The sequence below is a fragment of the uncultured Oceanicoccus sp. genome, from assembly GCF_963968385.1.
Taxonomy (GTDB): domain Bacteria; phylum Pseudomonadota; class Gammaproteobacteria; order Pseudomonadales; family Dasaniaceae; genus Oceanicoccus.
In genome coordinates, this window is sequence record NZ_CAXAHB010000035.1 from 1 (window position 1) to 19,980 (window position 19,980).

The window sequence follows — 19,980 nt, forward strand, 5'->3', positions numbered from 1 at the left end:
GACTCATCTGACTCTGCTGGTAATTCTGTAATCCAACCCGCTCAATCAGATTAAGCTGCGTTTCAAGCCAGTCAATATGCTCTTCTTCTGATTCCATAATATGCTGAAATAAATCCCGACTGACATAATCGCCAATCGACTCACAATAGGCGACAGCCGCTTTTAAATCCTTATGCGCGATCATTTCCAGCTTAAGATCGCACTCCAGCATTTCCTGGGTGTTTTCACCGATTAACAGTTTGCCCAGATCTTGCAGATTGGGTAGGCCTTCAAGAAACAGAATACGTTCAATCAAACTGTCGGCATGTTTCATCTCATCAATGGATTCGTGATATTCGTGATCACCCAGATCTTTAAGCCCCCAATCTTTATACATTTTTGCATGCAGAAAGTATTGGTTAATCGCAACCAGTTCGTTGGCTAATACAGTGTTTAGGTGTTCAATAACTTTGGCGTCGCCTTTCATTGCTTGTCTCCGGGTGGGAATTATCGGTGAGATTGCCCAAGTGTGTGCCAGCTGAAGGCCACTGTCAATGCTAAGTTATTGATTTTTAATAGATAAAAATGGGAATAAAAGTTATTCTCAGTCGCAATTTCATTGCGATGATACCGGTAGCCAGCGTTTGGGCCGGTGGCGGTCAATAGAGGTATAGGTGGTGGTAAGGGTAGCGGTAAATAGAGAGTAGGGGATTTAGCTTACAGCGTAGAATAGCTGTTCGTTATCGATATTGCGCTCAATGCTTTCATCGAAAACTTCACGCGCCAGAATGCCGCATTTGCCACACTGCGATGCAAGGTTCAGTTCCTTGCGGACCTGACCAAACTGAGTGGCGCCTTTGGCAACCGCTTCGCGGATTTGGCTGTCAGTCACGGCTTTGCACAAGCAGATATACATGGTGGTTTGGGTTTTTGGTTGTGATTCAAGTTTGAGGGGATGTTAATCCAAATGAGAATCATTGTCAATAGCATTTAGGTGGTTTTTAGACTGTTTTTAGTGGCGGCTGCCTGATAAATAAACAGGCAGTATTGATAACAATCAATAGTTTCTACCTATGATGATGATTTAAAAAAATCAGTGGGATTGTATCGGGCTGCTGTGTACTATGGCTGCCATATTCGAACTGGAGCTCGACGGAGGCGATTGAAATATCGCTGCAATATCGGGTGGTTAGAATGACGATAGCTGTAAACTGACTTTATATTCCACAACTTTTGGAGGCTAGAAAACAATGAGTGTACTCGTTGGCAAACCCGCACCGGATTTTACCTGTAACGCAGTCTTGGGTAATGGTGAGATCGTAGATAATTTTAATTTGGCAGAGACTATTAAGGGCAAAATCGGTCTGGTGTTTTTCTACCCGTTGGATTTTACCTTTGTTTGTCCGTCTGAATTACTGGCGGTTGATCACCGTATGGATAAATTCAAAGAGCTGGGTGTAGAGGTGATCGGTGTATCTATCGACTCTCACTTTACTCACAATGCATGGCGTAATACGGATGTTAACAACGGCGGTATTGGTCAGGTAGCTTACACACTAGCCGCTGATATTAACCATGATATCTGTCGTGCTTATGATGTTGAATCTGCCGATGGCGTTGCTTTCCGTGGTGCTTTTATTATCGATCAGCAAGGTGTTGTGCGTTCACAGACAGTGAATGATTTGCCACTGGGTCGTAACTTTGATGAATTTATTCGTGTTATCGAAGCGCTGCAGTTCCACGAAGAGCATGGTGAAGTTTGTCCTGCTGGCTGGAACAAAGGTGATAAAGGTATGACAGCTTCTCCGGATGGTGTTGCTGCGTATCTTTCCGAGAATGCTGACGACTTATAGTTGGTAGTCGTTTGGAATAAAAAAGGCCTGTTATTGCAGGCCTTTTTTTATTGCTCCAGAAGTTGCCCTAGCCGGGCAAACCACCCAAATCCTGCCAACGATTTACAATCGAACAAAACAGCTCAGCTGTCTTTTTAGTGTCGTAAACCGCGGAGTGTGCTTCGGCATTACTAAACTCAATGCCCGCCGTTTCGCAGGCCTTGGCCAGCACGGTTTGACCAAAGGCTAGCCCCGATAACGTAGCCGTATCAAACACTGAAAAAGGATGAAAAGGATTGCGTTTAATTTGGCAGCGCTCGATAGCTGCCATCACAAAGCCATGATCAAAATGCGCATTATGACCAACTAATATGGCGCGAGTGCAATCGTGCGCTTTCACTTGTTTTCTAATCGCTTGTAGCAGCTCGGGGAAAACCGTTTCTTCGGGATCTGCTTCGCGAAACGGGTGGTGTGGGTCAATGCCGGTAAATTCCAAGGCAGCAGGGTCGAGGTTGGCGCCAGCAAAAGGCATTACATGAAATTCAAAGGTTTTATCCAGCTTAAGATGGCCTTGATCATCCATGGTAATGGTACTGGCAGCTATTTCCAATAAGGCATCTGTCTGACAATCAAAGCCACCGGTTTCGACATCAACCACTACCGGTAAAAAGCCGCGGAAGCGCTGGGACAGTGGATGCACTGGCTGTTGGTCAAAATCTTCGTTGATCATGTTTTTCCTTAGTTAAGCGACAACTTGCCACTGCAATGTTTCACCAGCACAAAGCGGTATGACATGGGAATCGCCTAATGGTAAGCGGTCGGGGACCTGCCAAGCGGATTTTTTTAGAGTAATGGTATCGCTATTTCTTGCCAGGCCGTAAAAATCGGCCCCATTATGACTGGCAAATGCTTCCAGCTTATCAAGCGCCCCGGCCTGTTCAAAAGCCTCTGCATAAAGCTCAATAGCCCCATAGGCGGTATAACAGCCGGCGCAACCGCAGCTGGTTTCTTTGTGGGCGGGGGTATGGGGTGCCGAATCTGTGCCAAGGAAAAATTTGTTATTACCACTGGTGGCCGCATCGATTAACGCTTGCTGGTGAGTATTACGTTTTAAGATAGGCAGACAGTAATAGTGAGGGCGAATACCGCCGGCCAGCATATCGTTGCGATTAAATAGCAAGTGGTGGGCGGTAATGGTGGCGGCAATATTCGGTCCGGCCTCGGCCACAAACTCGGTTGCATCGCGGGTGGTGATATGTTCCAGCACCATCGGTAACTCGGGAAAGTCTTTGGCTAGCTGTCGCAGGGTGCGATCAATAAATACTTTTTCACGATCGAAAATATCAATATCGTGGTCGGTTACCTCGCCGTGTAATAAAAAGCGCAGGCCTTCTTGTTGCATCGCCTCGAGTGCTGGATAGATATTATTAATATCAGTCACGCCAGAATCAGAGTTGGTTGTGGCACCGGCGGGGTAGAGTTTGCAAGCGACCACACCGGCAGCTTTGGCTTGGCGAATATCTTCAGCGCTGGTTCTATCAGTCAAATAGATCACCATCAGTGGCTCCACTTGGCGCGGGCAGTCTTGCTGGGCTGCCATAATGCGTTCGCGATAAGCCATCGCTTGTGAGGCATGACTGACCGGCGGCGCTAGGTTAGGCATCACAATCGTGCGGCCAAAATAACGCGCCATAGCCGCAACTGTGTGGGTGAGTGCCGGGCCATCGCGCAGGTGAACGTGCCAGTCGTCAGGGCGGGTGAGGCTAATTTCTGTCGGGGTTGATATCATCGATCGCTGCTATTGTTTGCTGATCTATCCTGAGGCTCAAGTAGATTAGTTTTATTGAAGATGCATGCTAACAGATTCGTTCTTGGGTCTAAAGAAATTGGCGGGTTTGCCGATAATCAATCTGTAGAGTTTGTAAGATGAGATAAGAGGTCGTTATGAACCGTTTGTTGTTACAGCTTGTTTTGGTGTTGTTTGCTGGCAGTTGGGTACTGTCTGCACAGGCCTTGCGCTTTGGTGCGTCAATAAATTCGGCGCAGTGGCGACTAGAGTTATCTCCCTTTGAATGCAAGATGTGGCAACCGGTGCCATATTATGGCGATGCGGTGTTTTCGAATCGGGCTGGTGAAGAGCAAACATTCTTTCTGGCACCGACACGCAAGGCGATAAAGACCGGAGAAATCAGCTTGGTATCAACAGCACCCGTATGGGATACAGCGCGCCCCAGTGTGGAGCTGGGGGTGATCACCGTGACTGCTCAAAATCCCTCGGTAAAGCTGGGCAAAAAGCAGGCCTATCAATTGTTGGATGAATTGTATGAAGGTATGACACCGGTATTTTCTCATCCTGCCCGCAAGGCTGAAGATGAACAGATGGAATTATCCCTGTCATCAATTAATTTTCGCAAGGCTTATGGCCAATACCGCGATTGCTTGGCGACCCTGCTGCCGGTCAATTTTGACCAGATTAGTCGTTCGCGGATTTATTTTCCCACCGCCAAGCATGAATTAACCAAGACCACCAAAACCCAGTTAGATCATGTTGTGCAATATGTTAAGGCTGATCCCTCGGTGACCAGTTTTATTGTTGATGGCCATGCCGATGAGGTGGGGCGTCGTTTGTACAATCTGAACTTATCCAAGCACCGTGCCGAGGCAATCACCCAATATTTGATCGCCAAGGGGATTGATGAGGCTATTATTACTACCCGCTACCACGGTGAGCGTTACCCCGTGGCTAAAAACAGCACGGAGCAAGGCCGCTTTGCCAACCGCCGGGTGACCCTCCGTCTGGAGCGGGATAAACCTTGATCTCGCTTTTACGAGCGGGGCTTCGGCAACATTAAGCGGGCCTCGCCGTCAACTCTCACCGTCAACTCTCGCCTTCTTGGTTAAACCCCAGTAGAATAGCCGCCCTCAAAACACTGTAGAACACTCATCGACAGCCTGTGCGGAGATTTTCATGTCTGATATCAACAAAGTCGTTTTGGCCTATTCCGGTGGTCTGGATACTTCCGTTATTGTCCGTTGGTTGCAAGATACCTACCACTGCGAAGTGGTGACTTTTACCGCTGATATTGGTCAGGGTGAAGAAGTTGAGCCAGCCCGCGCCAAAGCCGAGGCTTTGGGTGTTAAGGAAATCTATATTGATGACCTTAAAGAAGAGTTTGTTCGCGATTATGTGTTCCCCATGTTTCGCGCCAATACAATTTATGAAGGTGAGTATCTGCTGGGAACGTCAATTGCCCGGCCGTTAATTGCCAAGCGTCTTATTGAAATTGCCAATGAAACCGGAGCCGATGCCATTTCCCACGGCGCTACCGGTAAAGGTAATGATCAGGTGCGTTTCGAATTAGGTGCCTATGCCTTAAAGCCCGGCATTCAAGTGATTGCGCCATGGCGGGAATGGGATCTGACTTCACGTGAAACATTGATGGCCTATTGTGCCGAGCGTGATATTCCGGTTGATTTTGCTGGTAGCAAAAAGAAATCACCTTATTCGATGGATGCCAATTTGCTCCATATCTCCTATGAAGGCGGCATACTGGAAGACCCGTGGGCGGAAGCTGAAGATACTATGTGGCGTTGGAGTGTCTCTCCTGAGCAAGCACCGGATACGCCCACTTACCTTGAATTGACCTACCGTGGCGGCGATATTGTAGCCATCAATGGTGAAGCTATGTCACCGGCTACCGTGCTGGCCTATTTAAATAAAGTTGGCGGCGCTAATGGTATTGGCCGTTTGGATATTGTTGAAAACCGCTATGTGGGGATGAAATCGCGCGGTTGTTATGAAACACCGGGCGGTACTATTATGTTGCCTGCTCACCGTGCCATAGAATCGATCACATTAGATCGGGAAGTGGCGCATTTAAAAGATAGCCTAATGCCGAAATATGCCGAGTTAGTTTATAACGGTTACTGGTGGGCGCCGGAGCGGCAGATGTTGCAAACGGCGATTGATGAATCGCAGCAGTTTGTTAACGGTGATGTCAGAGTGAAACTGTATAAAGGCAATGTTACCGTGGTGGGTCGTCGTTCTGATCAGTCATTATTTGATGAGAGCATCGCCACTTTTGAAGACGATGCCGGCGCCTATGATCAACAAGATGCCGAGGGCTTTATTAAGCTCAATGCACTGCGGATGCGCATTGCAGCCAACAAAGGGCGTTCTCTGCTGTAAGCCTAGTGGGCAGTGAATTAACGGTGGCTGATAACAGCTTCGGTTTTAAGCTGTTCAAGCGCTTCCGGCGTTAAGCCCAGAATATCGCCAAACACTTCATCGTTATGACTACCTAGCGCAGGGCCAGACCAAGTGGTCTGACCAGGCGTTGATTTAAGCTTAGGCAGCATCGCCGGAATTTTTAACGGCTGACCATCAATCTCAACCTGCTCAAACATACCGCGGGCCTGATAGTGCTCGTCATTGATCATATCTTCAACATTATAAATTGGGCCAACAGGGACGCGCTCGGTCTCTAAAATATCAATGATAGTGTTAGCGTCGTTATCCAGACACCACTTGGCTAAAGCATTATCAATTTCAACTTTATGCATAACCCGGCCAGTGTTATTGGCCATTGCTGGATTGTCTGCCATTTCAGGGTGGCCGGCGGCAATCATCAGGCGTTTAAAAATGCCATCGCCATTACCACCAATCACCACATACTTATTATTGCGACAACGGTAGGTGTTGGTGGGAACAATGCCGGTAACCGTAGTGCCGGAAGGCTCGCGAATAATACCGGCGCCGTCATATTCAGGAATAACCGCTTCCATTAGATTAAACATGGATTCATAAAGCGCGACATCAATCACCTGACCTTCACCAGCGTCATTATTACTGCGCTCGATAATAGCAAGGGCGACACCCAGTGCAGCATGAATCGCGGCAATGGTATCGCCAATACTTAAATTGGGGCGCACAGGTGGCTGGTTTTCAAAACCGTTGACATAACGAAAGCCACTATAGCCTTCACAGACCGACGCATAACCGGGCTTCACTGAATTGGGGCCGTCTTGTCCGTAACCGGAAATACGGGTGTAGATAATCCCGGGGTTGGTCTGCTTGATGGCCTCCGGTCCCAGCCCCCATTTTTCCATCACCCCAGGGCGAAAATTTTCTACCAGCACATCCGCTGTATCAATTAACTGGCGCACTAGTTGGCGGCCTTGTTCAACGTTTAAATCAATGGTGACGCATTTTTTATTGCGGCCAAGACTATGCCACCACAAAGATGTGCCGTTTTGCACCTCACGCCAACCTCGTATAGGGTCGCCGCCGTTAGGCGGTTCAACCTTAATCACTTCAGCGCCAAAATAGGCCAGCATCGAGCCGGTAAAAGGCCCTGCCAGTAATTGACCTAATTCAATAACACGAATGCCTTCTAGTGGGCGTTTACGGTTGGACATAAGTCATCACCTGTCGATCATCAAGCATGGATCAAAATAGTATCACGCTGACTGGCGGGGGTACGATTGGAGAGCGACATACAGGCATAAAAAAACGGCAATGCGTCAAATACCATTGCCGTTTTTTAGTTATCCCCGAATACCTTAGTGAGCTTGACCTTGCTCCAGTTCTTCAGCAGTTGCTTCACGAACGCCTTCAATTGTACCTTCAAAGTGCAAGGTCAATCCCGCTAGCGGGTGATTGCCATCGACGGTAATCGTGTCGTCAGATACAGCAGTAACCGCAACCGTCATAGGGCCATTGGGTGATTCGGCATTAAACTGCATGCCCGGCTGAATATCTTGGTCAGCTGGAAAAGAGCTGCGGGGTACTTCCTGAACCATTTCCGGAATATGCTCGCCATAGGCGTCTTCAGGCTTGATAGTCGCTTTAAAACTGGCGCCTTCAGTCTTGCCTGTGAGTTCATTTTCAAGGCCGGGAATAATGCCTGCTGCACCGTGTAAATACACTAACGGTTGGCCCTCTTGGGACTGATCTATAATTTCACCGCTATCATTGGTAAGGGTGTATTGGATGCTTACAATAGAATTTTGGCCGATCAACATATTCTTTTCCTTATTAGGTGGCTCGCGATCAGTGCTTATGCAGGCTAATGGCAAGCGTTATTATTTTTTTTCAATATTTAATGTGGGTGAATTAATCATTATTTCAAGTGCGGCAGGTATTAAGTCACACTTTTTAGTGACATGCTAGCCAAGCAGGGTAGTCAAGCTGAAATAAAAGGCGGTTAAACGGCGTTGGGTACTGCGATGAAGTTACACTTGCCGGTGATTAATCGGTAGGGAGCGTTTTGCCAGTATTAGAAAGAGTAGCTAACAGTCACAGCTGTTTCTGTATCGGCGTGTCTAGTGCCTGCCGGTACTTGTTCTTTATATTTAATACTATAAGACCAAACAATAGCTACTTCACCGATCACTTTTACCTCCAGCGCTGTTCTGGAGCTGCTGATAGTATTGTCGTTGCCGGTTTCAATATCAAAGTCTTGCGAAAACGTAGAGTTGGCTGAAAATTTCCATTGGTAGTCCGTAGCTATTCTTAATATTGCTTCTTCGCTGTCTTCACCCTCGGTTTGGTCAGCGATGTTGCTATAACGGTAACCGGGGCCGATCTCGGTATTCCACTGCATGGTGTCGCTAGCTAGTAGTGTTCGACCATAACCCATGGATAGTGTCGTTATATAATCAAAGCCGCTAAAGCGATCATCTTCATAGGAGTGGTAACCATAGAGGGAGTTTTGTTCGCAATATTTATACGACAAACGATTCGCTAAAAAATACTTTTCAGCGGTATTGATGCCATCGGTTTGAGACGCCGAAGTATTGAATAGCAACATAGACTGCCATTGTTCTGTTTCCCGATAGATCTCGGCTCTGCCTTTGACAGTGGTTTCTTCGTTATTGCCGTTGCTGTCTACAAAGCCAAATTCGATACTGCCACGCCATAGCTTGGCTTCAGTGTCAGCGTCAGTTGTGGTTTGCGCGATATTGGCCTGTTCACTGATTACTTTGCTATGGCTTGTATCGGCGTCGCCCTGCTTAGACGTCAGTGTTTCGAGTTGTTCTGTCAGTGCCTGAATCTCTGCGGTGAGTTGTTCAGCCTTTTGGCTGGTGTTTTGTTCGGCAAAACAAACATTGTCAGCAACAAGCATGCTTACCAACGTCGCGGCTAAGCGATAATTAACCAATTTAGCGGATTGTAAATTCATAGAAAAAGATTCTACCGTCAGTTCAAAGAAAGATGGCTGAGATTATAGCTGAGGCGAAGATTAAGCGGGCAAAAAAAGCACCCTTGCGGGTGCAAAAGAGCGTCTGTTGATGTTCGAGACCAAAGATGGCCGGTGTGTTAACAGTAACACCATAGCTGGGCTAATTGGCAAGAAAGGGGGTAATTGCCTAGCCGCTACAAAGTTATTTACTTCACTGATAACTTTTTGGATCAAAAAAAATTATGCCTAGAGTAAATGCCCGTATTATCGGCAAACGAAACGGTCAGTTAGGGACTTACTTGAGCCGTTAAAGCCAGCCATGACGACATTGTAAAAGTATTGGCAGGGGAGTATTGTGCTTGCTCAGATCGCAGAAAGATGACTTCATTAAGAAGGTAAATTATGAAGGGGCAATTCATAGCCGCAATCACTAAACTGATAATCATTATTACCGTCGCTACCAGCCTAAGCTTGACTGCCGCTGCAGCAGAGTCGGACACCGATTATTCCCGCGCCAGTAACTATGCCAGAACCAGTGCCAACGGTATGGGTGCGGTTGCTACTATCCATCCTCTGGCTACCAAAGCCGGTTTAAATGCGCTAGAGCAGGGCGGCACTGCGATTGATGCCGCCGTAGCGGCGGCATTGACACTGGGTGTAGTCGATAATCATAACTCGGGTATCGGCAACGGCAACTTTGCTGTTATTCACTATGCCGACGGCACCGTGCAAGCCATTGATGGTCGCGAAATGGCGCCGCGAGCCGCCCATCGCGATATGTATCTTCGAGGCGGCAAAGCCGATGCTTCGCTGAGCAAAACCGGTGCCTTGGCCATTGGTGTGCCCGGTGCTCTAGCGGTGTATGACTATATGCTTAAGCAGGGCGGTAAACTCAGCCTGAAACAACTACTGCTACCTGCCGCCGACATTGCCCAGCAGGGCTTTCCTCTCAGTGTGGTATCCCATGAGCGGATAAAAGCCACCTTACCATCGATTCGTTTATTTCCTGCCACTGCTGCCATCTTGCTGGATCAAAAAAGTAAGCCCTGGCCCGTTGGTCATCGCCTGCGACAAAAAGACTTGGCCAATACCTATCGCCAGTTGGCTGAACAGGGCATTGATTATTTTTATCGCGGTGATTTTGCCAAAACGTTAGATCAGTGGATGAAAAACAATGGCGGTATTTTAACTGCAAAAGATATGGCTGGTTACGCTATGTTGATTCGTGAACCGGTAAAAAGTGATTACCGTGGCTATACGATTTATGGTTTTCCACCACCAAGTTCCGGCGGTGTTCATGTTGCACAGATACTGAATATATTAAAAAACTTTGATATCGCCTCGCTCAATCAAGCAGATCGCTACCATCTTTTGGCTGAAAGTATGCGAGTCGCTTTTGCTGATCGGGCAAAATTTTTGGGTGACCCCGATTATGTTAATGTCCCCAAAGGTTTAATTGCGCAAAGTTATGCCGATAAACTGGCTAAAAAAATCGACTTTAAAATAGCCAATATAGCCGCTGACCATGGCGCTCCTCCGAATGCCGATATAGATTTTTTTGGCAAACATACCACCCATATTTCCGCTGCCGATAAATGGGGTAATTGGGTGGCTATTACCACCACCCTAAATACACCCTTCGGGTCTAAAGTCGTTATTCCCGGCACCGGCGTATTTATGAATAATCAAATGGATGATTTTTCGATTCAACCGGGGGTGCCGAATAGTTACGGTCTGGTAGGTAACTATGCTAATAGCATACAGCCGGGTAAACGCCCGTTGTCGAGTATGAGCCCAACACTGGTGGTCAAGGACGGTCAGCCTATTATTAGTATTGGTGCGGCTGGCGGGCCAACCATTATTACTCAGGTATTACAGGGTATTGTTAATCTATTGGACTTGGGAATGACCGTAGAGCAGGCGTTAACAACACCGCGGGTGCATAATCAATGGCGACCACGGGCTACCATGACAGAAACAAGCCTGCCGCAGTCGGTACAACAATCACTGCAGCAGAGAGGTCATAGTTTGCAGTTTCGAACATTTAGTGGCGTCACTCAGGCGATTAAATCCACCGATGGAAAAACCTTTGAAGCAGCCGCCGAACCAAGAATTATTGAAACAAATAAAATGATGCACTAAGCACCATAAAAATACATGCAACAGCTAAATTTTATTACTGATATAGCGAGTGTAGGCAATTTGGGAGAGAAATAACCTGCGAGATAAATCAGACTGTTGGAAAGTTGATGATAATTGGCGAGTTAGTGACGGCGGTAGTGGCGATTGTTGACCGACAGACCGCCTAACAAAGGCAAAAAATAATCGGCGTCACAAGGTTGTGGCCAGTCTGTCCTAAAAAATCTATAAAACTATTCTTTTACTGGCCGTTTATTTAGCTTCCTTTGTAGCGTCCGACGATGCATTCCCAAGGCTCGCGCTGTTGCAGAAATATTGCCGTCCTGCTCCGCCAAGACCTTTTGAATATGTTCCCATTCCAACCGATCAACCGATGGTCGTTGCTCGGGAATATCGATCGCTATATCGCCTTCAATATGTTCAAAGGCGGCAAGAATCTCATTGGTATTAGCCGGCTTACATAAATAATTAATCGCCCCTAGCTTAACTGCCTCCACTGCCGTGGCAACACTGGAGTAACCGGTTAACATCACAATATCAATGTCGGGTTGCTGTTGTTTTAGTGCAGGGATCAGCGTTAACCCCGAAGGCCCTTGCATTTTTAAATCGATAATAGCTTTACTAAAGGTTTGTTGTTTGGCTAGTTGCAAAGCTTGATCGGTACTTTGCGCACATACACATTCCAGTCCCCGACGCTGTAAAGCTCGAGCCAATACTTTGGTAAAAGCTACATCATCATCGACCAGTAAAAAACATTCCATGACTATAAGCTCGGTGGTGGATTGACGGGTAAGATAACAGTTGCGAGTGTGCCGCCATCCTTATGACTGCGTAGCGTAATACTGCCATGGTAGCGACTAATAGTAGCATGACTTAGAAATAAACCCAGCCCTAGCCCTTTGCCTTTGGTGCTGATAAATGGCTTGCCTAATTGTTCTGCTATCTCCGGTGCAATACCTTCGCCATAGTCCTGAATCATCACGATCAATTCGTTTTCATTGCCATCAATGGTCACTTCGACATTATCCGGTTTGGCATCGGCCGCATTGTTTAATAAATTGGTAATAGCCTGATCCAGTGTGTTATCCACTTCCAGTGTTAGTGTCTGACAAACTTCGCTGGCCGAAAAGTGATAATTGGCATCTGGTCGCAACACCTGCCAGTGATCTAATAACCGCTGCATATACTCAACAAAAATCAAGCATTGTCTTTGGCCGTGGTTATGCGCTTCAGCGGTAGTGACCAAATTCTGAAGAATTTTTTTACAGCTGCTTAGCTGGGTATTTAACAGTGATAAGTCTTCGGTTAAATGTTGTTGTTGATACTCCTGTTGTAACTCCTCAACCAGCACCGTCATTGTGGCCAGCGGCGTACCTAGTTCATGGGCGGTGCCGGCCGCCAGAGTAGCGACCGCAAGAATTTGCTCATCGCGCAATTCATTTTCGCGATTGGCTGCCTGCGAAATTTCCTGCTGTCGTAACGCATTGGCCATCTTAACCACAAAATAAGTAATCAAGCCGGTGCTTAAGGCAAAGCTAATCCACATGCCGACAATATGCGCATTTAAAGCATTATTGTGCTGGCTATGATCCATGGCGGGTTGTAAAAATGGCAGCGGCTGGTAGAAAAACAGTAGCAATGTGTAAGCGCTCAGTGATAGCCCGGCAACAACCCAAGTAAAGCGCCAAGGCAATACTGCCGCAGAAATGGTTAACGGTACCAAATAATAAGAGACAAACGGGTTGCTGGCGCCGCCACTAAAATACAACAACCAAGTAAAGCTGCCGATATCCACCAGTAGCTGAAAAAAATATTCTACATCTGTCACTGGCCAGGGTTGCTGTAAGCGCCAATAGGTGAGCATATTCACCAGCGCCATAAAAGCCAGAATACTCAGGTGTGCGGTATCAAATCGGGCGGGAGAGTGGCCTGGGTCAATATAAATTAATCCGGCTATTAACGCGAAAATGAGAATCAGGCGAATAATGGCCAGACGTCTAAGGTTGGCTATGGAGGCCGTGAGTTGTAGGACTTTAGTGGGCATCTGAATTGGCTTGAATCGGTATTTTTGTCTGCGGGAAATTATACCTTAATTCATTCATGGCAGTCGTGTTTCCATTTTCAGGATCAACCAACTCGTCAAAGAACGAGACGGCGAGATTTGGAGTGAAGGCATTTTGAACGCTAGGCAATAAAATTGGTTCTAAGCCACTCTTCCAGCCTTCGTGTAGCGATAACATCATCACGGTTATAGCCAAGAATATCGGCTTTTAAACTCTCTTTAGTGGCGGGGTCTGGCTCACCAAAGAAGCGGTTAAATTGCACTACAGACCATTGAGAACCTGAGTCGTCATCTTCCCATTGGAAGTTCACCAAGTCCTTATGCATGCAGATATCTTTCAGTCCGTAGCCCTGTAATGGCAATACCAGACTTTCCAGTACAGGTTTTTGCATATCGAATAATGTATATCGACTATGAACGTATGGGGCGCGACATGGAGCTAAGCGGGGATATTTTCACCGTTGAGACTGGATACCAAGAAGTACACGTATTTTGGAGCCACTAAATAGATAAAGCCCTTGCCAAGGCAAGGGCTTTATCTGCCGCGCTTTTGAGGCTCAGTGGCCTATGGCCTTAACCTGCTCATGCTTCGCTGGTATTGTCTCCTGCTGAGCCAAACTGAGCCTCAAAAGTTTATATAATGCTGAATATGGGTATTTTCAGTATCCATATCCTCTTTATTTTAAACCATGCTGGTTCAGCTTTTCTAATTTTTACGGCGATTAGCGCCGTAAAAACAGAAGATGGTTAGGTGAAAAATGTATACAATAGTGTTTACTATATTTTAATTATGGTAAATAAATATATTTACTTTAAGTTATTTAAAATCAATGAATATATTGACTACATTGCGTTCTTGGTATACAAATATGTATATGGACTGAGCATTCAGGTACACAGAAAGGCCTAAAATGAGCATAGATAAGATAGTTGCCAAGCAATATCGAGATAAAGTTAATCAAGCTGTAAGTCAGTTTGGTAGCTTGTCTATGCTCCCTAACCATGGGCTTCCGAAAGAAGGATGGCTCCGTACTGTAAGAACAGCGTTTGGTATGACTGGTACGCAACTGGCAAAAAAGCTTGGAGTTACCAAAGCCAGAGTATCTAAGGCCGAGCAGGATGAGCCACATGGCAGTGTCACTATGAAAACCATGCAAACCATGGCTGAGGCGATGGATTGCAAGTTTGTATATGCGGTAGTACCAAAACAAAACGTTGAAGATGTGATTAAAGAGCGTGCCATTGAGAAGGCACGTGCTCAGGTGAAGACTGCATCCACTCACATGGCACTAGAGGCGCAGTCGTTGACTAAAGAGCAGCTAGAATTTGAAATTGAACGCATTGCCAGGCAGATAATGGATAACATGCCATCAGATTTTTGGAATGATGAATGACGGATGATTACTCAAACCTTGTTGATGACCCCGATGGAGCGACACCGCTTGATCCTGATGAGCTGGATGGCCTGAAGTTCAAGCATGTTACTACCAGAGGGGAGCTAGACCAGCTTGAGCAAGCTTGCATTACCGAAGGCCTGAAATGGCTGAACAAACAAAAGAATCCTGATGTGTTGTCAGAGGCTTTTGTTTTAGAACTGCATAAGCGTTTATTTGGCAGTGTCTGGAAATGGGCAGGCACATTCCGCCGTACAGAAAAGAATATCGGAGTTGATCCGATACAGGTTGCCATTCAACTGCGGCAACTATTGGATGATGCCAAATATTGGGTTGAGCATGATACTTACTCGCCAAAAGAGCTGGCGGCTAGGTTCCATCACGAGCTGGTATTTATCCACCCGTTTCCAAATGGTAACGGAAGACATGCACGGATCATGGCGGATGCTGTACTAACTAAGCTATTGAGCGAGCCAGCCATTGATTGGGCTGGTGGTTACAGGCTGGAAGCCATGAATGAGCGACGCAATCAGTATATTGCAGCGCTTAGAGCAGCCGACGGGCACGATATTAGTGCTCTATTAGAATTCGTCGGGGCTTGAAAAATTGGTATCTGATTAATAGATACCAAGGCTCACTTTTTAACGCATAAAAAGTGGTTTTTTAAATGGGTGTAAATTTAGGTGTAAATAAAGGCTTTATGGGTATGATGGATAGCAATTTTGTCAATGAAATCAATAAGCGACGCACGTTTGCTATCATCTCGCATCCCGATGCGGGTAAAACCACCATTACTGAGAAATTGCTGTTATTGGGTCAATTGATTCAGGTGGCCGGTACCGTTAAGGGCAAAAAATCAGATCGCCATGCCACTTCCGATTGGATGGGTATGGAGCAGGAGCGGGGCATTTCGGTGACCTCATCAGTGATGCAATTTCCGTATAAAGAACGCATCGTCAATTTACTCGATACTCCAGGGCATGAAGACTTTTCTGAAGATACCTACCGCACTTTGACCGCAGTGGATTCAGCCTTGATGGTGGTGGATGGCGCAAAAGGGGTTGAGGCTCGCACGATTAAATTAATGGATGTCTGCCGCCTGCGGGATACACCAATTCTCAGCTTTGTTAATAAAATGGATCGCGATATTCGCGACCCAATTGACCTGTTAGATGAAATTGAACAAGTGCTATCGATTCAGGGCGCGCCGATCAATTGGCCGATTGGTATGGGTAAAGAGTTTAAAGGTGTTTACAACCTCTATACCGATATTATTCATGTCTTCAAACAGGGTCAAAGTCATGTGATTGCTGACGATATTCAAATCAAAGGGCTTGAGAGTGATGAGGCTAAAGCCTTGCTCGGGGTTTATTACGAAGACTTTATCGAAGAGATTGAGTTGGTGCGTGGCGCCAGCCATGAGTTTGATCTGGAAGCTTATTTGGCCGGCACCTTAACCCCGGTTTTTTTTGGTACCGCGCTATCGAATTTTGGGGTGCGGGAAATGCTGAACGGTTTTGTTGAATGGGCACCATCGCCCCTGGCAAGGCAAACGGCCTCCAGAGAAGTAGCGCCCGAAGAAGAAAAATTCAGTGGTTTTGTGTTTAAAATACAAGCGAATATGGATCCCAAACATCGCGATCGAATTGCCTTTATGCGTATTTGCTCCGGCACCTATAACAAAGGCATGAAGATGAAGCATGTGCGTATTGCAAAAGACGTTAAAATTGCCGATGCGGTGACGTTCAAAGCGGGTGAGCGTGAAGCAGTAGAAGAAGCTCATTCTGGCGATATTATCGGTTTGCATAACCATGGCACGATTCAAATTGGTGATACTTTCACCGAAGGCGAGACCTTAAAGTACGTCGGTATTCCACATTTTGCACCGGAAATGTTTCGTTTAATTCGTTTAAAAGATCCACTTAAAGCCAAGGCATTACAAAAAGGTTTGCAACAATTATCGGAAGAGGGTTCCACTCAGGTATTTATGCCAATCAGTAATACTAATTTGATTGTCGGTGCTGTCGGTCAGTTGCAATATGAGGTGGTCGCCTATCGTTTAAAAGACGAGTACAAAGTCGAAGCGATTTATGAGTCGGTTAGTGTTTACACCGCCCGCTGGATTGAATGCGATGATGAAAAAATGTTGAGTGATTTTAAAAAGAAAGCAGCCGAAAATTTAGCACTAGATGGCGGTGGTCATCTGACTTATTTGGCACCGACACGGGTAAACCTGCAATTGATGGAAGAGCGTTGGCCTGATATACAATTCAGGGCCACTAGAGAGCATTAATATCCAATCTGCAGTTTGGTTTGTCGATACGAAAATAATTAAGAACAAAGTGCAATTAACGTTCTTTAATGTCAGTTGGGTAAAAAAAATAGCGATCAAACTAAAGATCTTGGGGTTGAGCCTTGCTAAAGTGACGATATATGCGCCTCGATAAATATTTAACTACCGTTACCAATCTTTCCAGAACAGAGTCCAAGCGAATTCTGAAATCTAATAGAGTGACGGTTGATGGGTGTCATGTTACAGAGCCCAGTACGCAAGTTGGCGAGTGCGCTCAGGTTGCTATTGATGGCGAGCCATTGCGTTCGGCCGCTGCACGTTATTTTATGCTGAACAAACCTTTGGGCTATGTGTCAGCGACTAAAGATAAACAGCATCTCACGGTATTAGAATGGTTTGATGAAGACAACCTAGATCGTTTGCATATTGCTGGGCGTTTAGATATTGATACCACCGGCCTATTATTGCTAACGGACGATGGTCAGTGGTCACATCGTGTTACTTCACCAAAACATAATTGCAATAAAACTTATTGGCTACAAACTGTTGATCCCATTACCGATGCCGCTATAGAAAAAATACAGCAGGGTATTTTGTTAGATAATGAAAAGCGTGCGACCAAGCCTGCCACTATAGAATTAATCGATGTACAAACGGCGAGGTTAACCATCAGCGAAGGCAAATACCATCAAGTAAAACGTATGTTCGCTGCAGTAGGTAATAAAGTAGAGACACTGCATCGCGAACAGATTGGTGACATCGTGTTAGATAAAAATTTAATGCCTGGCGAGTATCGTGCGTTGACGGAACAAGAGATCGGCAGTATATGACGGATATCGCTTGGCAATTATTGCAGTCAGCACTGCAGCAAAATGGCGACAGAACGGCACTATGGTTGCTAGATGAAAATATCGGCGAGCAGGAGATTGCCAGTGTTTGTGCTGTGGACAACTTGCAGGCGGTGACTAATCGATATGACGTCTACTTAGCTTTGCAGAGAAACGGTTTTAAAGCCAAGCTTTCCGATTATGATTTTTCCGAATATGAATCAGACAGTTTCGATGCGGTGTATTATCGAGTTTCGAAAGAGAAGGCAGTTGTTCATCATATTATCAATGCCGCTTACCGGTATTTAAGTAATGACGGCAAACTTTATCTGGCGGGCTTTAAAAACGAAGGCATTAAAACCTATTGCGAAAAGGCTGCGACTTTGCTTGGCAGTGATGCGGATAAACAGCGGGGTGCTAAAAATAGCCTGCTCGCAGTTATGTCCAAAGCCTCGGCTGATACCAATGATTTAGATGATAAAAACTATACACAATTGACAGCCGTGACTGCTGCTGAAACTTTGTTAATAACCAAGCCGGGTATTTTCGGTTGGAATAAGGTTGATCAGGGTAGTGCTTTTTTAATCGATTATTTAGGAAATAATAAAGATATGTTGTCAATACAGCCTCAGCGCATCGTTGATTTGGGCTGTGGTTATGGTTATCTGTCAGTGATGGCTAATAAAATCTTTCCGGTTGAATACCTTGCTACGGATAACAATATAGCAGCGGTTAATGCCTGCAAAAAAAATTTTTCCAAGCATGCTATTCGGGGCGAGGTTTTGCTTGATAATTGTGCTGAAAGTATTGCTACTAAAGCAGACTTAATCATTTGTAATCCGCCTTTTCATCAAGGTTTCGGGGTGGATAGTGATCTGACTTCGCGTTTTTTGCAAGCTGCCAAAAACTTACTCAATAAAGACGGTTTGGCATTATTTGTTGTCAATGGTTTTATCCCGTTGGAGAAAAAAGCGGCGCCATTGTTTGCCAAAGTTGAGGTGGTGGCTAGTAACAGAAGTTTTAAGGTGGTTGCAGTGAGCTTTGGGGGCTTTTAAGCAATATATTCTAGTGCAGATCAATATTTTATACTTCAAATCAAAAAACATAATCGAAAACACATAGCGGAAAGGATAAAAACTTGACTTATTTTAAATGTAATGTATTTTTAAACCCGAGAGATAAATATAGGGATGTTGTAATGCATGGTTGAAAAAAATCTAAGGCTAAAAATTTCATTAAATCCATGCAGAATGCCTCGGTCATAGCGTCATCGAGAATGACATCGGTTTCAAAGGGATTAAAATTACATTATAAAATCGAATCTAAATAGTAAAAGTAATAGCCAATTCAATAGTGGTGATTACTGAAAATCTTGTTTTACAATATTGGTTTAAGGAAAGATTAAGTTGAAGGTTTAAGTTAACCTCTACTAGGGTATCAGAGGTACTAGGGTATCAAGGGATTGTGCTATGGGAAATCACCAAGATAATAAGGATGGCATAAGAGTCTATGCTTCAAGCTACAATAAGCGATTTTGTCTAAAGCATCCTAGTCGTACAACAAGCCTCCTCAAACACGAAACCCCAAACTTCGCTACTACCCCAAATTCTATGCAACCGCCAATTTAGGGTTTTGCTTTGGCCTGTTGTGGAGTTTGCATAGCAGAGCTGAGGCTATCCCTTAGCGGCAATTTATATTGCGAAGTGATGTATATATTGACCTGACAAAATCATCCATAGATGGCATGAGAGAAATCGAATAAATAGATATGATTTGAGATTTATTGCCAACAATAACCTAGCTCTAGATTCCGAAAGGTACCATAGTTTAACTGCCTTGTTGAAAATGATTGTAAAAAAACACTAAAAACGGATCTTTGTAATAAAGATGTAACCTCAAATGATTATAAGTTCGATATGACCGCTATGTCATGGTCCTTTATATGATGAAAAGGCCATGTCAGGGGACAACTAATTTTACTTTTACTGAATCTTAGAATTAGCGTAGCTCAGATATTGTTTACTAAAGGAAGAGAAAACTATGTCGGTTATCATCAGGCTAGGATTAAATGCCAAGCTATTAGCAAATATATTATTTTTAATTTTTGCATTATTAATTTGCCATCATGCAATAGCATCAGAAAGCTGTGTTATAGAGCATGATATGCAAATATCGCTTTATACCGCGCATGATAAATATGTTGCAGCCGAGAAGAAGGGTGGTCAATTAATCGGCAATCGCAAAAAGCTGCGTAGTTGGGAAAAGTTCAC

The 19,980-nt window shown here is 45.3% G+C and carries 21 protein-coding genes; 11 read left to right on the forward strand and 10 right to left on the reverse strand.

The annotated features are described in order from the left end of the window. The coding region (gene bfr / locus AACP44_RS05290) for a bacterioferritin (RefSeq protein ID WP_339339436.1) at window positions 1–466 on the reverse strand (466 nt) is incomplete at its 3' end. Between the two features lie 225 nt (window positions 467–691). After that, window positions 692–895 carry a bacterioferritin-associated ferredoxin gene (locus AACP44_RS05295; RefSeq protein ID WP_339339437.1) on the reverse strand — a complete coding sequence of 68 codons (204 nt, stop codon included), beginning with the start codon at window positions 893–895 and terminating at the stop codon, window positions 692–694. 334 nt (window positions 896–1,229) lie between these two features. Between AACP44_RS05295 and AACP44_RS05300 the strand changes: the two genes are divergently transcribed. Continuing rightward, window positions 1,230–1,832, forward strand: coding sequence for a peroxiredoxin (locus AACP44_RS05300; RefSeq protein ID WP_339339438.1), 603 nt, complete (start codon window positions 1,230–1,232; stop codon window positions 1,830–1,832). A 67-nt stretch (window positions 1,833–1,899) separates the two neighbouring features. Here the strand turns inward: AACP44_RS05300 and rnt are convergent, their stop codons facing one another. Next, window positions 1,900–2,541: a ribonuclease T gene (rnt, locus tag AACP44_RS05305; RefSeq protein WP_339339439.1), complete on the reverse strand. Its 642-nt coding sequence runs from the start codon at window positions 2,539–2,541 to the stop codon at window positions 1,900–1,902. Window positions 2,542–2,553: 12 nt separating this feature from the next. Next, entirely contained in the window at window positions 2,554–3,600 is a 1,047-nt protein-coding gene (gene pyrC / locus AACP44_RS05310; protein ID WP_339339440.1) for a dihydroorotase, read from the reverse strand. A gap of 155 nt (window positions 3,601–3,755) precedes the next feature. On the opposite strand from pyrC, the gene AACP44_RS05315 reads away from it, so the two are divergent. Both AACP44_RS05315 and AACP44_RS05320 read left to right on the forward strand, forming a co-directional pair. Further along, window positions 3,756–4,628 carry an OmpA family protein gene (locus tag AACP44_RS05315; protein WP_339339441.1) on the forward strand — a complete coding sequence of 291 codons (873 nt, stop codon included), beginning with the start codon at window positions 3,756–3,758 and terminating at the stop codon, window positions 4,626–4,628. A gap of 151 nt (window positions 4,629–4,779) precedes the next feature. Then, a complete protein-coding gene (locus AACP44_RS05320; RefSeq protein WP_339339442.1) occupies window positions 4,780–6,000 on the forward strand; it encodes an argininosuccinate synthase in 1,221 nt (406 codons plus the stop codon). Between the two features lie 17 nt (window positions 6,001–6,017). On the opposite strand, the gene AACP44_RS05325 is transcribed toward AACP44_RS05320, so the two are convergent. The 3 genes from AACP44_RS05325 to AACP44_RS05335 form a co-directional block, all read right to left on the reverse strand. Further along, window positions 6,018–7,229, reverse strand: coding sequence for a CaiB/BaiF CoA-transferase family protein (locus AACP44_RS05325; protein ID WP_339339443.1), 1,212 nt, complete (start codon window positions 7,227–7,229; stop codon window positions 6,018–6,020). Window positions 7,230–7,373: 144 nt separating this feature from the next. Further along, on the reverse strand, window positions 7,374–7,835 hold the full coding sequence (locus AACP44_RS05330; RefSeq protein WP_339339444.1) for a peptidylprolyl isomerase: 462 nt from the start codon (window positions 7,833–7,835) through the stop codon (window positions 7,374–7,376). Window positions 7,836–8,089: 254 nt separating this feature from the next. Beyond that, window positions 8,090–8,995, reverse strand: coding sequence for a DUF481 domain-containing protein (locus AACP44_RS05335; RefSeq protein WP_339339445.1), 906 nt, complete (start codon window positions 8,993–8,995; stop codon window positions 8,090–8,092). A 402-nt stretch (window positions 8,996–9,397) separates the two neighbouring features. On the opposite strand from AACP44_RS05335, the gene ggt reads away from it, so the two are divergent. Beyond that, on the forward strand, window positions 9,398–11,137 hold the full coding sequence (gene ggt, locus AACP44_RS05340) for a gamma-glutamyltransferase (protein ID WP_339339446.1): 1,740 nt from the start codon (window positions 9,398–9,400) through the stop codon (window positions 11,135–11,137). Window positions 11,138–11,367: 230 nt separating this feature from the next. Here the strand turns inward: ggt and AACP44_RS05345 are convergent, their stop codons facing one another. From AACP44_RS05345 to AACP44_RS05355, 3 genes are all read right to left on the reverse strand, one after another. Further along, on the reverse strand, window positions 11,368–11,895 hold the full coding sequence (locus AACP44_RS05345) for a response regulator transcription factor (RefSeq protein WP_339339447.1): 528 nt from the start codon (window positions 11,893–11,895) through the stop codon (window positions 11,368–11,370). A 2-nt stretch (window positions 11,896–11,897) separates the two neighbouring features. After that, window positions 11,898–13,178: an ATP-binding protein gene (locus AACP44_RS05350; protein WP_339339448.1), complete on the reverse strand. Its 1,281-nt coding sequence runs from the start codon at window positions 13,176–13,178 to the stop codon at window positions 11,898–11,900. 140 nt (window positions 13,179–13,318) lie between these two features. Continuing rightward, on the reverse strand, window positions 13,319–13,588 hold the full coding sequence (locus AACP44_RS05355; protein WP_339339449.1) for a ribonuclease H-like domain-containing protein: 270 nt from the start codon (window positions 13,586–13,588) through the stop codon (window positions 13,319–13,321). 8 nt (window positions 13,589–13,596) lie between these two features. Between AACP44_RS05355 and AACP44_RS05360 the strand changes: the two genes are divergently transcribed. The 7 genes from AACP44_RS05360 to AACP44_RS05390 all read left to right on the forward strand — a co-directional run. After that, window positions 13,597–13,701, forward strand: coding sequence for an antirestriction protein ArdA (locus AACP44_RS05360; RefSeq protein WP_339339450.1), 105 nt, complete (start codon window positions 13,597–13,599; stop codon window positions 13,699–13,701). A 406-nt stretch (window positions 13,702–14,107) separates the two neighbouring features. Beyond that, on the forward strand, window positions 14,108–14,590 hold the full coding sequence (locus tag AACP44_RS05365) for a mobile mystery protein A (protein ID WP_339339451.1): 483 nt from the start codon (window positions 14,108–14,110) through the stop codon (window positions 14,588–14,590). Next, a complete protein-coding gene (locus AACP44_RS05370) occupies window positions 14,587–15,192 on the forward strand; it encodes a mobile mystery protein B (RefSeq protein ID WP_339339452.1) in 606 nt (201 codons plus the stop codon). Before AACP44_RS05365 ends, AACP44_RS05370 begins: the two co-directional genes overlap by 4 nt. Before the next feature lie 104 nt (window positions 15,193–15,296). After that, complete coding sequence (locus AACP44_RS05375) at window positions 15,297–16,883, forward strand: peptide chain release factor 3 (RefSeq protein WP_339339456.1); 1,587 nt, start codon at window positions 15,297–15,299, stop codon at window positions 16,881–16,883. 140 nt (window positions 16,884–17,023) lie between these two features. Next, window positions 17,024–17,713, forward strand: coding sequence for a 16S rRNA pseudouridine(516) synthase RsuA (gene rsuA, locus AACP44_RS05380; protein ID WP_339339453.1), 690 nt, complete (start codon window positions 17,024–17,026; stop codon window positions 17,711–17,713). Then, window positions 17,710–18,765 (forward strand): methyltransferase, encoded by a 1,056-nt coding sequence (locus AACP44_RS05385; RefSeq protein WP_339339454.1) that lies wholly within the window; start codon window positions 17,710–17,712, stop codon window positions 18,763–18,765. The genes rsuA and AACP44_RS05385 overlap by 4 nt, the downstream gene beginning before the upstream one ends. Window positions 18,766–19,750: 985 nt before the next feature. Beyond that, window positions 19,751–19,980: hypothetical protein (locus tag AACP44_RS05390; protein WP_339339455.1), on the forward strand; the 230-nt coding region annotated here is incomplete at its 3' end.